Annotated in this window: 12 protein-coding genes; 4 read left to right on the forward strand and 8 right to left on the reverse strand. The window is 71.9% G+C overall.

Features of this window, described 5'->3' with window-relative positions; all coding sequences use genetic code 11:
- Positions 1–34: 34 nt before the first annotated feature.
- On the reverse strand, positions 35–1,408 hold the full coding sequence (gene lpdA / locus BLW76_RS14250) for a dihydrolipoyl dehydrogenase (protein ID WP_091307158.1): 1,374 nt from the start codon (positions 1,406–1,408) through the stop codon (positions 35–37).
- A gap of 182 nt (positions 1,409–1,590) precedes the next feature.
- On the opposite strand from lpdA, the gene BLW76_RS14255 reads away from it, so the two are divergent.
- Positions 1,591–1,935: an oxidoreductase gene (locus BLW76_RS14255; RefSeq protein WP_091307161.1), complete on the forward strand. Its 345-nt coding sequence runs from the start codon at positions 1,591–1,593 to the stop codon at positions 1,933–1,935.
- On the opposite strand, the gene BLW76_RS14260 is transcribed toward BLW76_RS14255, so the two are convergent.
- The 5 genes from BLW76_RS14260 to BLW76_RS14280 form a co-directional block, all read right to left on the reverse strand.
- Positions 1,932–2,384: a GNAT family N-acetyltransferase gene (locus BLW76_RS14260; protein WP_091319388.1), complete on the reverse strand. Its 453-nt coding sequence runs from the start codon at positions 2,382–2,384 to the stop codon at positions 1,932–1,934. The genes BLW76_RS14255 and BLW76_RS14260 overlap by 4 nt on opposite strands.
- 10 nt (positions 2,385–2,394) lie before the next feature.
- Positions 2,395–3,354: an SMI1/KNR4 family protein gene (locus BLW76_RS14265; protein ID WP_091307163.1), complete on the reverse strand. Its 960-nt coding sequence runs from the start codon at positions 3,352–3,354 to the stop codon at positions 2,395–2,397.
- A 10-nt stretch (positions 3,355–3,364) separates the two neighbouring features.
- Positions 3,365–4,342: a TAXI family TRAP transporter solute-binding subunit gene (locus BLW76_RS14270; protein WP_091307166.1), complete on the reverse strand. Its 978-nt coding sequence runs from the start codon at positions 4,340–4,342 to the stop codon at positions 3,365–3,367.
- Positions 4,339–6,303: a TRAP transporter permease gene (locus tag BLW76_RS14275; RefSeq protein ID WP_091307167.1), complete on the reverse strand. Its 1,965-nt coding sequence runs from the start codon at positions 6,301–6,303 to the stop codon at positions 4,339–4,341. The genes BLW76_RS14270 and BLW76_RS14275 overlap by 4 nt, the downstream gene beginning before the upstream one ends.
- Before the next feature lie 152 nt (positions 6,304–6,455).
- Positions 6,456–7,955 (reverse strand): leucyl aminopeptidase, encoded by a 1,500-nt coding sequence (locus BLW76_RS14280; RefSeq protein ID WP_091307170.1) that lies wholly within the window; start codon positions 7,953–7,955, stop codon positions 6,456–6,458.
- A gap of 109 nt (positions 7,956–8,064) precedes the next feature.
- On the opposite strand from BLW76_RS14280, the gene BLW76_RS14285 reads away from it, so the two are divergent.
- Positions 8,065–8,913 (forward strand): hypothetical protein, encoded by an 849-nt coding sequence (locus BLW76_RS14285; protein ID WP_091307172.1) that lies wholly within the window; start codon positions 8,065–8,067, stop codon positions 8,911–8,913.
- Positions 8,906–9,568: a ribonuclease FAU-1 family protein gene (locus BLW76_RS14290; RefSeq protein ID WP_208613291.1), complete on the forward strand. Its 663-nt coding sequence runs from the start codon at positions 8,906–8,908 to the stop codon at positions 9,566–9,568. Before BLW76_RS14285 ends, BLW76_RS14290 begins: the two co-directional genes overlap by 8 nt.
- Here the strand turns inward: BLW76_RS14290 and BLW76_RS14295 are convergent.
- Positions 9,525–9,821 (reverse strand): hypothetical protein, encoded by a 297-nt coding sequence (locus tag BLW76_RS14295; RefSeq protein ID WP_091307176.1) that lies wholly within the window; start codon positions 9,819–9,821, stop codon positions 9,525–9,527. The two genes, BLW76_RS14290 and BLW76_RS14295, sit on opposite strands and share 44 nt — an antisense overlap.
- A 96-nt stretch (positions 9,822–9,917) precedes the next feature.
- Between BLW76_RS14295 and BLW76_RS14300 the strand changes: the two genes are divergently transcribed.
- Positions 9,918–11,021, forward strand: a complete 1,104-nt coding sequence (locus BLW76_RS14300) for a branched-chain amino acid aminotransferase (protein ID WP_091307178.1) — start codon at positions 9,918–9,920, stop codon at positions 11,019–11,021.
- Between the two features lie 74 nt (positions 11,022–11,095).
- Here the strand turns inward: BLW76_RS14300 and cobT are convergent, their stop codons facing one another.
- On the reverse strand, positions 11,096–12,172 hold the full coding sequence (cobT, locus tag BLW76_RS14305) for a nicotinate-nucleotide--dimethylbenzimidazole phosphoribosyltransferase (RefSeq protein WP_091307180.1): 1,077 nt from the start codon (positions 12,170–12,172) through the stop codon (positions 11,096–11,098).
- Between the last annotated feature and the right edge of the window lie 36 nt (positions 12,173–12,208).

A 12,208-nucleotide genomic window follows, 5' to 3' on the forward strand; every position in this document is an offset into this window, starting at 1 on the left:
AGTTCTGCGTGGTCTGGATTCTGCTGGTGGGACGTCAGCTGTGCACGTGCAGCGGCTTCCCCGCGAGGGCGAGGAACGCTTCACCGAGGGCCTCGGTCTGGGTGGGGTGCGCGTGGATGAGCGGCGCGACGTCCTCGGGGAAGGCCTCCCAGCTGTAGATCAGCTGCGCTTCGCCGATCAGCTCGCCGACGCGGTCGCCGACCATGTGGACACCGACGACCGGGCCGTCCGGGGCCTTGATCAGCTTGACCCCGCCCGAGGTCTTGAGGATCTGGCTCTTGCCGTTGCCGCCCAGGTCGTAGGTGAACGTCGTGACGTCCGAGCCGTACTTGTCCTTGGCCTGCGACTCGGTCAGCCCGACCGACGCGACCTCCGGGTGCGAGTAGGTGACCCGCGGGATGCCGCTCTCGTCGATCACGCGCGGGTTCAGCCCGGCGATCTCCTCGGCGACGAAGATGCCCTGCTGGAAGCCGCGGTGCGCGAGCTGCAGGCCCGGGACGATGTCGCCGACGGCGAAGACGTTCGGCAGGTTCGTGCGCAGCCGCTCGTCGGTGAGGACGAAGCCGCGCTCGATCTTGACGCCGGCCTCCTCGTAGCCGTGGCCCGCCGAGTTCGGCCCGCGGCCGACGGCGACCAGCAGCAGGTCGGCCTCGATGGTCTCGCCGGACTCCAGCGAGACGCTCACGCCGTTGTCGTCCTGCTTCGCGCCGGTGAACTTCACGCCGGTCTTGAAGGCGATCTTGCGGCGGCGGAACGCGCGCTCGAGCTGCTTGGACGCGAACTCGTCCTCGTTCGGGACCAGCCGCGGCAGGGCCTCGACGATGGTGACGTCGACGCCGAAGGAGGCCCAGACGCTGGCGAACTCGACGCCGATGACGCCGCCGCCGAGCACCACGACCTTCTTGGGGACGTAGTCGAGGGCCAGTGCCTGCTCGCTGGCGATGATGCGGCCGCCGAGCTCCAGGCCGGGCAGCGTGCGCGAGTACGAGCCGGTGGCGAGGATGACGTTCTTGCCGGTGTAGCGGGTGCCGTCCACCTCGACGGTCGTGCCGCCGACGAACGTGCCGCTGCCCTCGACGAGGTTCACCTTGTGCGCCTTGGCCAGGCCCTGCAGGCCCTTGTACAGGCGGGCGATGATCCCGTCCTTGTACTTGTTGACCCCGGCGATGTCGATGCCCTCGAAGGCGGCCTTGACGCCGACCGCTTCGGCTTCACGGGTCTCGTCGGCGACCTCGGCGGCGTGCAGCAGGGCCTTGGTCGGGATGCAGCCCCGGTGGAGGCACGTCCCGCCCAGCTTGTCCTTCTCGATCAGCGTGACGGAAAGGCCCAGCTCGGCCGCGCGGAACGCCGCGGCGTAGCCGCCCGATCCGCCTCCCAGGATCACGAGGTCGGCGGAGGTGTCGGTCACTTCATTAACTCCTCGGCAAGCAGTGGGGTGATGCTCTGTCGTCGCCCGCGCGCCGGTATAACCGCGCGCGCGACACCGCCATCTTGTCACTACGCCGGACGGGGCTGCGAGCTAGCCGGGTGTGCGACGCCGACCACACGCGGAGTCCGGGATAATGAGTGGGGTAAGTCTCGGGAGGAGAGGTGGTCGAGGTGGGGCTCTTCGACTCGCTGCGCAGGCGGGCCAAGGGTGGACAGCGGGCCGGTACGCTGCGGAAAGCCAGCTCCGAGGACACCCGCCACCTCGACGAGTGGGCGGCCACGAGGCGGGGTGTCGAAGCGTTCGTGGAACCGAAGACCAACGTCACGGAGACCACTGTGGTGTTGATCGCCCATGACGGAGAGTGGACGCGCCGGCGCATCGCCAGCCTGGAGGCCGCGCAGCAGTTCGGCCACCGCCGCTCGATCCCGGTGTACGAGGTCGCGCGCGTCGGGTACCCGAAGCGGATGCGCGAGTACACCGAGCGGAAGAAGCGCGGGCAGGTCTAGAGCTCGAGCCGGCCGACCACCTCGCCGTGGTGGGTCTGGCCGGTGGGCCGGAAGCCCAGCTTGAGGTAGAACCGTTCCGGGCCGTCGTCGCCCGGGAGCCACAGCACCGTCGCGACCTTTTCGCCGCGTCTTTTCGCCTCGTCGAGCACGGCTTCGACGGCGAACCGGCCGTAGCCGCGGCCCTGCACGCAGGCGCCGACGTTGAGCCGCCAGATCCCGCAGCGGAAGAAGTCGAGCTCGGCTTCCGGGTTGAAGCAGCCCATCACGAACGCGACGGGTTCGCCGTCGGCGGCGATCACCCGCGGCCAGGCGATCTCCGGCTGGGTGTAGGCCTCGGCGAGCGAGACGGCGACGGGGGCGACGAACTTCTTCTGGTGCGGCTGGACAGCCAGCTGGCACGCGGCGGCGACGTTGTCCGGGGTGATCTTCTCCACGGTGAGGATGGTCACCGGGCCCAACTTACGTGGCCTGGGCGAGCAGGGTGGCGTGCCGGCCCAACACCGCCCGGAAGGACGCGTGGACCGTGGTGCCCAGGACGGGGTCGACCTCGACGACGTGGCCTGCCGAAAGCAGCAGGACCGCGGGTTCGCTGAGGATGACCACGCCGTTCTCGCTGCGCAGGTCGGCCGTGCCGAGCAGGCGTGGGAAGACCACGTCGGCGGGGAGGCCGTCGCAGGTGCGGAGGAAGTCTCGGAGGTCTTCCGGCAGCTCGACGCCCAGGCGGAGCTCGGCCGAGCGGATCGCCGCGTCGGATGCCGGCGGAGGCGCCGCCGGACCACCACGCAAACGCAGGATCGAGGCGATCAGCTCCGGCCAGCCGCCCAGGTCGAGGGGGTATCGCTCGTGCAACGCCGCGATCAGCGCGCCCGCGCACGTCGGCGCCCAGTCGCGCAGGCCGAGCGGGTCCGCGCCCGCCACCAGTGCCGGGGCCAGCGCCCGGGTGGCCGCCGGCGCCGCCACGTCCGGATGCGGCCCGGCGAGGGACGCCCACCGCTCCAGGTCGCCGTCGGCGAGGGCCGTGCGGACGCGGTCGGGCCGTGATGGCGCCATCTGCCGCACCACTTCCGCCACCGGGCCCGGCGGGAGCACACCCTCCAGATCGGAGACCGGCCGACGCAACGCCGTGGCGTGCGTGCGTTCCTCGACGTCCAGGTCGAGCGGCGGCAGGCCCGCCGCCCAGTCCGGACGCGCGCCGCGGGCCTCGAAGAGCATTGCCCACGCGCGGGCCCGGACCGGGTCCGCGGCCAGTGCGGTCACCGGCCGCTCGGTCCGGGCCTGCCACTGCGTGACCAGCCGGTCGGCTTCGTCGAGGGCGCCGGAGACCGCGAGCAGCAAGGCCGCGTAGCCCACCTGGTCGTCGACGCGTGCTTCGGGCGCCGTCAGGACGTCGCGGACCGCCGCTTCGAGGTAGTCCTGCACCCCACGGACCCTAGCCGAGCGCCTGCTTCGCGCCCGGGTGCAGCGGGACCGGGTCGGTCTGCGTCGCCAGCTGCTTCGAAATCTCCTTCGCCGCCGGGTGGACCTTCGCCAGCTCCGCCTGCTTGTCGAAGATCAGCTTCGTGATCGCGCACGCGTTGCCCGCGGGGAAGTCCTCGCGCACCAGCAGCAGGTTGGGCACCACGACCGTCGGCACGTCCGCGGGCTGCCCGTACGCCGCCTTCGGGATCACCGCCTGGTCGTAGACCGGGTTGACCTCCTTGAGCTTCGGCAGCTGCGGCGTGATGTCGAGGAACTTCACCTTGTCCTTCAACGCCGTCGTGATGTCGGTGATCTGCGCGGTCGGCAGGCCGCCGGACCAGACGAGCCCGTCCAGGGTGCCCGCCTTCATGCCGTCCGCCGTCTTGGCCAGGTCGAGCCGCTGGGCCTGGACGTCGGTGTCCGGCTTGAGGCCAGCCGCCTGGAGCAGGCGGTTCGCGATCACCTCGGTGCCCGACTTCGGCGAGCCCGTCGAGATCCGCTTGCCCTTCATGTCCGCGACGCTGTTGATGCCCGCGTCCGTGCGCACGAGCACCTGCGTCGAGTTCGGGTAGATCCGGGACAGGGCCTGGACTTTCTGCGGCTTGCCGTCGAAGGCGCCCTTGCCGTTCACCGCGTCCGCCGCGGTGTCGGCCAGCGAGAACGCGACGTCGTAGTTGCCGGCCACCAGCTGCTGGATGTTCTGCACCGACGCCCCGGTTTCCGAAGCCGTCGCACGGAGCTTCGTGGAATTGCTGATCAGCTGGGCGAGCCCGCCGCCCAGCACGTAGTAGACGCCGCCGCTGTTGCCGGTGGCGATCGTGATGCGGCCTTCGCCCGCTTCGCAGGACTGGGTCGCACCGCCCGGGGCGGCCTGGTCGGTCTGCTGCTTCCCGCCGCAGCCGGTGACGGCCAGAGCGAGCACCGCGGCTGCGGCGACTGCGCGTTTCATGCTGTCCTCCTCTTGATCACGGCGTGGGTTCCCAAGGCGGCGAGGCCGCACCCGGCACCGATCGCGATCGGCACCGGCTCCAGGTAGAGCAGGCACAGGGCGGCGGGCACGAACAGCAGCCGGACCGGGAGACCGACCGGTCCGAACAGCCAGCCGCCGGTGACCACCGCCAGCGCGGCGACGGCGAGCGCGGACACCGCCGCCACCCACAGCACGGTGAGCGCGTCGGACTCCAGCAGCAGCGCGGCGCCGTTGTCGGTCAGCACGAAGGCGATCGGCACCAGGAACGCCGGGAGGGTGTACTTCCAGCACTGCCACATGGTCCCGAGCACCGAACCGCCGGTGATCGCCGCCGAAGCCACCGCGGCGAGCGCGGTCGGCGGCGTGACCTCCGAGAGCACGGCGTAGTAGAAGATGAACATCGCGCGTTCGGCGTCGGCGACGCCGAGCGTCTCGAGCGCGGGGCCGATCACGACCCAGGCGATGATGAAGCTCGCGGTCACCGGCACGGCCAGCCCCAGCACGCCGACGGCGACCGCCGAGAGCAGCACGGTCAGGACGAGGATCAGCGTGCCGTTGTCGGTGAGCGCGCCGGCCAGTTCCACCAGCGCGTCGGCGAGTTCGAGGCCCAGCCCGGTCTTCGTGATGGTCGAGGTGATGACGCCGGCCGCCGCGCACACCGCGATCACCGGCAGCGCGCCCCGGACGCCGGCCGACAGCGCGTCGACCATGTCCTCGGCCCAGCCGCGCACGTCGTGGCGCCGGGCGATGAGGGCGAACAGCGCGGCGACGCCGGTGGCGTAGACGACCGCGGCGAACGGCGGGATGTCGAGGGCGAGGAAGACGACGATGATCGCCAGCGACAGGAAGTGGTACCCGCCGCGCAGCAACAGTTTCCAGGGATCGTCGTGCGGCACGTCGACGGCTTCGGCCTTGAAGCGCCGCGCGTCCGCCTCCATCGCGAACACGATGCCGAGGTAGTAGAGCAGCGTCGGGACGGTCGCCCAGATCAGCACCTTCAGGTACGACGTCTGCAGGTATTCGGCGATGATGAACGCCGCCGCGCCGAGCGTCGGCGGCGAGAGGATGGCCCCGATCCCGGCCGCGGCGAGCAGCCCGCCCGCGTTTTCCTTGGGGTAGCGGGCTTTCCTGAGGATCGGCCAGGTGATCGAGCCGAGGCTGACGGCGGTCGCGGTGCCGGAGCCCGACACCGTGCCGAGCAGGAAGCCCGACAGCACGGTGGTCCGGCCGGGCGCGGTCCGTGACTTCCGGAAGGCGGCGAAGGAGATGTCCACGAAGAACTGCCCGGCGCCGGAGGCGTTCAGCACCGCCCCGTAGAGGGTGAAGAGCACGATGTAGCTCGCCGCGACGTCCAATGGCGTGCCGTAGAACCCGCTGGCGTCGTTGAAGAGCGCGTTGACGATCTGGCTGAAGTCGATGCCCGCGTGGGCGATGCCCCAGTTCTGCGGGAGGAAGCCGCCGTAGTAGGCGTAGGCGAGGAAGAGCAGGCAGACGATCGGCAGCACCAGGCCCGTGGTGCGGCGGGTGGCTTCGAGGATCAGCACCAGCAGCAGCGCGCCGGCCACGATGTCGAGCGGGGACAGGGTGCCCTGGCGGTTCAGGAAGTCGTCGTAGCCGACGAGCACCGGGTAGAGACCGACGGCCAGCGCGGTGCCGGCGAGCGCCCAGTCCGTCCAGCCGGGATCGTCGCGGCCGCGCAGCCGCGGGCGGTAGCAGAGGAAGACCAGCGGGAGCGTCACGCCGAGGAAGAGGACCAGGTAGAACTGGTTGCCCTTGGCGAACGGGAAGAACACCTGCTTGAGCACGAGGACCGCGACGGCGAGGGCGACGAAGTAGACGACGCGGTCGGGGACCCCGGTCAGCTTCCGCGCCGGGCGTTCCTCGTCGTGCTCGGCGGCGATTTCGGCGGGGGAGTCGCGGTCCACCGGCTCGGTCGTCACCCGGTCACCGTACGGTGTCCCGGATCACACCGAAAGCGGCAATTCGATCACCGGCCCCATGCGCCCCAATGTGGCGTTCGGTGCGTCCAGCGCACCCAATGTGGCGTTCGGTGCGTTGGACGCAACCAACGCCACATTGGGGCGTTTGGGACTCAGCCGTTGGCGGCGATGTCCGCCAGGATCGCGGCGATCGAGCGGACCGGGACGCCGGTGCCGCCCTTGCCGGTGTAGCCCCACGGCGAACCCGTGTTGAACGACGGGCCCGCGATGTCGATGTGGACCCAGTCGAGGCCGTCGGCGACGAACTCGCGCAGGAAGATCCCCGCCGCGAGCATGCCGCCCCAGCGGTGGCCGGTCACGTTGGCCAGGTCGGCCAGGCGCGAGTCGAGGTCGGCGCGCAGTTCCTCCGGCAGCGGCATGGCCCAGCCGTTTTCGCCGGTGGCCTGCATGATCGTGGCGACGCGGTCGCGGAAGTCCTCCGAGCCCATCACGCCGGCGGTGCGGTTGCCGAGCGCGACGACCTGGGCGCCGGTCAGCGTCGAGGTCTCGATCAGGTAGTCCGGGTTCTCCTCGGCCGCGCGCACCATGGCGTCGACCAGGACCAGCCTGCCCTCGGCGTCGGTGTTGAGGACCTCGACCGTCTTGCCGCCGTACATCGTCAGCACGTCACCCGGGCGGTACGACGTCCCGGACGGCAGGTTCTCCGCCAGCGGGATGTGCGCGACGACTTCCAGGGGGTACTTCAGCTTGGCGGCCAGCACGACCGACGCGAGCACGCCGGCGGCGCCGGACATGTCCGAGGTCATGTGGTCCATGTTCGCGGCCGGCTTGAGCGAGATGCCGCCCGAGTCGAACGTGATGCCCTTGCCGACCAGCGCGACCTTCTTGGCGGCCTTGGCCGGCTTGTACGCCAGGCGCAGCAGCCGCGGCGGGCGCGACGAGCCGCCGCCGACGCCGAGGATGCCGCCGAAGCCCTTGCGCTTGAGGGCCTTCTCGTCGAGCACCTCGAACTCGAGGCCGTTGTCCTCGGCCAGCTTCTTCGCGCGGTCGGCGAAGGAAGCCGGGTAGAGGTCGTTCGGCGGGGTGTTGATCAGGTCGCGGGCGACGATGACGGCCTCGGCGATGCTGCCGGCCGCCTTGAGCGTCGCCTTGTGCTCGCGGGCGGTGCCACCGGCCGGGCTCGCGAAGTCGGCCTTCGCGAGCGGGGCGTCGCCCTTCTCCGAGCGGTAGGCGGTGAAGACGTAGGAGCCGAGGATCGTGCCCTCGACGGCGGCCTGCAGGTCGATCTCGGACAGCGTCACGAGCGCGCGGTCGGTGCCGGCCAGCGCGCGGCCGGCGGCGCCCGCGGCGCGGCGGACCTGCTCGGGGGTGACGCCGCCGTCCGCCTTGCCCAGGCCGACGGCGAGCACGACACCGGCCGGGAGCTTGCCCAGCGTCGGGACCTTGACGACCTCTTCCGCCTTGCCGCTCGCGCCGAGCGTGGCCAGCAGGCCGGCGAGCCTGCCGTCGAAGGCGGCGTCCACGGCGGCGGCACCGGGAGCGAGCACCGGACCGTCCTCGCCGGCCACGGTGCCGATGACGACAACATCGGCGCGCGTCTTGGCCAGTGCCTCCCCGGTGTTGTCGGACAGGGCGAGCTTGGGCACGGTCACTTCTGGCTCCTCGCGCGTTCTCGGTGGTACCGGGCACCGGCCCGGTCGGGATCGTGAGCCATGCTAATGACGACGAAATCGCGGGTGAACACAGGTACGGGAGGGCTGCGTGCGGCTGGGTGGCGGGCTGCTGGTGCTGCTGGCGGCCGGGGCGGCGGGTGCGGGCTGGTGGCTGCTCGCCGGGCTGGTGCTCGCGGCGGTGGCCGCCGGCGTGTCGGCGCGGGTGCCGGAACCGGGGGACGCGCTGGTGGAGCGGGTGGCCGTGGCGGTCGCGCGGCTGGCGGAGGTGACGATCTACGCCATGGCGTTCGGCGCCTACGTCGTGCCAGGGCACCGCGAGGCGGCGGCCGCGGCGTTCGTCGTCGTGGTGACCGGCGTGGGGTTCGCCGGGCTGAAGATCCCGACCTTCGTCGTACGCGCCGCCTGCGGGCTGCTGCTCGTCGCGGGGCTGGTGCTGGTCGGCGTGTGCGTGGCCGTGCCGCCGGTGGCGACGGCAGGCGGCGGCCCGCGGCCCCCGGACTTCGCGGGCGTGCTCTTCGTGGCCGTGCTGGCGCTGCCGTTCCTGCAGCCCGCCGGACGCGGCAAGGCCGGGCTGCGCGTCCTGCTGCTCGGCACGGTCGCCCTGCTGGCCGGCTTCGCCGCGCTCTACCAGCTCGGCGCGGTCCGGCTCGGGCTGTCGCTCACCTCGCTGCGCGACCTGCTGTCCGCCGCCGACGCCGACGCGCTGCAGCCGGTGCTCACGGTCGTCGCCGTGCTCGCGACGGTGCTGCCGGCGCTCGCCGCGGGCGTGGAGGTCCGCGAGCGAACCGGGTGGCCGGGGCTCGCGGGCAGCGCCGTCGCGGCGGTGGCCGCGTTCTTCCTGCCGGTGCTGCCCGTGCTCGTCGTCGCGGGACTGGCGGTCGTGTTCGAGCTGCTACTGGGCGTACGCGCGCGCAGGTACAGTGGGTCGCGTGAGTGATCGACGCTGGCGGCCGGGGGAGACCGTGGTCGAGCGGTTCCACCGCCCCGACGGCTCGATCGGCCAGGTCCACCCGCTGCGCGTCCTCGAAGACGACGGCCGCGTCCTGCGCGCCTGGCTGCCGGCCGGCACGCCGATCATCGGCAGCAGGCTCGCCGACGGCCGCCTGATGCGGGACGCCCCCCTGGAGGAGCGGTTCCGCATCCCGCGGGTGGCGGTGCCGGACTCCTGGCACGGCGCGTCGACGCTGCGCCGGATCCCCGAAGACGAGTGGTCGTCGGTCTGGTGGTTCTTCGACCTCGAAGGCCGCTTCAAGAACTGGTACGTCAACCTCGAGATCCCGCTGGGTCGCACGGCGGGCGCGGTCGACCGGATCGACGGCGTGCTCGACGTCGTCGTCGAGCGCGACGGCAGCTGGCGCTGGGACGACGAGGACGAGGCCGAGGCCGCGATCGAGGTCGGCCGCCTGACGCTCGAGCAGTTCGACCGGCTGCGCGCCGAAGGCGAGCGGATCGGCGCGCTGGCCGAACGCGGCACCTACCCGTTCGACGGCACGGACACCGACTTCCGCCCGGACGAGGGCTGGCCGGCGCCGGAGCTGCCGGCGGAGCTCAGCCCGCGGTCAGGAGAAGGATCAGCGCCAGCACGGCGTTGACGACCGCGAGGATGACGACCGACTTCGTCGGGAGCACCTTGGGGAACGCCTTGCCGTGGATCTTGCGCCACCACACGACGCCGAAGACGCCGCCGACCAGGCCGAGGAAGCCGCCGAACCCGCTGTCCAGCACAGCCCAGCCGACCATGCCGAGCAGGCCGACGCCGAAGGTCAGCAGCACCGCGGCGACGAAGGTCTTGACGTCGGCGCCGGTGGACTTGGGCCGGGGGACCGGCTCAGTGGAGTAGCTCACGCCGTCATCCTAGAGTCATCGGGGCGCGGGCGCGGGAGACCCGGAACAGTGGGACTTCCGACTAACGCGCCTCCAACCAAAGGGTATCGTCTAGCCATGACGACCACGACGCAGTTCGCCCATGTCCCGCACCCGAGTCCTGCGAGCGCGGACCGTGTCGCGGAGGTACTCACCGCTCCCGGGTTCGGGCTGCACTTCACCGACCACATGGTCACCGTCAAGTGGTCGAAGGACCGGGGCTGGCACGAAGCCCAGGTCGGCCCGTACGCCCCGTTCACCCTCGACCCGGCGACGTCGGTGCTGCACTACGGCCAGGCCATCTTCGAGGGTCTCAAGGCCTACCGCCAGCCGGACGGCTCGATCGCGTCGTTCCGCCCGGACGCCAACGCCGCGCGGTTCCGGCAGTCGGCCGAGCGGCTCGCCATGCCGCAGCTGCCCGAAGAGGTCTTCGTCGAGTCGCTGCGGGAGCTCATCGCCGTCGACGGCCGGTGGGTGCCCACCCGGCAGGGTGATTCGCTGTACCTGCGGCCGTTCATGATCTCGACGTCCACCGGGCTCGGCGTCAACAGCCCGGCCGCCGACTACGTGTACACGGTCATCGCGTCGCCGGCAGGCTCCTACTTCGCGGGCGGCGTGAAGCCGGTCAGCGTCTGGCTGTCCACCGAGTACGTCCGGGCGGCGCCCGGCGGCACCGGCGCGGCCAAGTGCGCCGGCAACTACGCGGCGTCGTTCGTGGCGCAGGCGCAGGCCGTCGAGAAGGGCTGCGACCAGGTCGTGTGGCTCGACGCGGTGGAGCGGCGCTGGGTCGAGGAGATGGGCGGGATGAACCTGTTCTTCGTCTTCGGCTCCGGCGAGAACGCCCGGGTGGTCACGCCCGAGCTGACCGGTTCGCTGCTGCCCGGCGTCACCCGCAAGTCGTTGCTGCAGCTGGCTTCGCGGCTCGGGTACAAGGTCGAAGAGCGCCGGATCTCCACCGACGAGTGGGAGAAGGCGGCGGCCTCGGGCGAGCTGACCGAGACGTTCGCCTGCGGCACCGCGGCGGTGATCACGCCGGTCGGGCACGTCAAGCACGGCGGCGGCGAGTTCACGATCGCCGACGGGCAGCCGGGTGCGCTGACGATGAAGCTGCGCGAAGAGCTGACCGGGATCCAGGAGGGCACCCGCCCCGACCCGGACCACTGGATGGTCAAGCTCGGTTGATCCCGACACCCTATGCGTATCTGCCTCATCGATGAGGCAGATACGCATAGGGTCGGCGAACCGCTTTTCGTGGTTCAGGAGGCGGGTGCGGCGATGAGCGGGCCGGAGACGCCGGCCTGCTCGTGGGTGGCCGTCTCGGCGAGGACGCGGGCGGCCATCATCAGCAGCGGCAGCGCGGTCACCGCGCCGGTGCCTTCGCCGAGCCGGACGTCCAGTTCCAGCAGCGGGCCCAGGTCGAGGTGCTCCAACGCCAGCGCGTGCGCCGGTTCGGCCGTCCGCTGGCCCGCGACCCACCAGCGGCGGGCGCCGGGGGCGAGGTCTTCGGCGACGAGCGCCGCGGCGCAGGCGACCAGGCCGTCGAGCACCACCGGTGTGCGGCGGGCCGCGGCCTGGGCGAGGAAGCCTGCCATCGCGGCGATGTCCGCGCCGGCCGTGGTGCGCAGCAGGTCGACCGGGTCGGCGAGCACCGCGCGGGCCCGGCGCAGGGCGTCGCGCACGGCGGCGGCCTTGCGCATCCAGGCGTCGTCGTCGATGCCGGAGCCGCGGCCGACGACGGCGACCGGCTCGCTGCCGGTCAGCGCCGCCACCAGCACCGATGCCGGTGTGCTGTTGCCGATCCCGAGGTCGCCGGGGATGAGCAGGTCGGCCCCGCCGTCGACCTCGGCGTCGGCGATCGCGATCCCGGCGCGGATCGCCTTCCGCACCTCGTCGGCGGTCAGGGCGTCCTCGACGTCGATGGAGCCGGAGCCGCGGCGGACCTTGAACTCGCCGATCGAGCGGGTCGCGGGGGCTTCGGTGTCGACGGCCAGGTCGACCACGCGCACGCTCGCGCCCGCGGCGGCGGCCAGGACGTTGATCGCGGCCCCGCCGGTGAGCATCGTGCCCAGCAGCTGCGCGGTGACCTCGGCGGGATAGGCGGAGACGCCCTTGACGGCGATGCCGTGGTCACCGGCGAAGACGACGACGCGCGGCCGGGTGAACGGCCGCGGCGGCGACTGCCCCTGGCAGGCGGCGATCCAGACGCCCAGCTCTTCGAGCCGCCCGAGCGAACCGGCGGGCTTGACGAGCTTGTCGTGCAGGGCGATCGCCGCGGAGCGGGCATGGTCGTCGGGCGGGGTGATCTCGGGGAACTCGATGTTTTCCGGCTCCACACCAGGCCCTTTCTCTCCCACGGCAACGCTGTGGCC

Origin of the sequence: Amycolatopsis tolypomycina (assembly GCF_900105945.1) — a bacterium.
Lineage (GTDB): Bacteria > Actinomycetota > Actinomycetes > Mycobacteriales > Pseudonocardiaceae > Amycolatopsis > Amycolatopsis tolypomycina.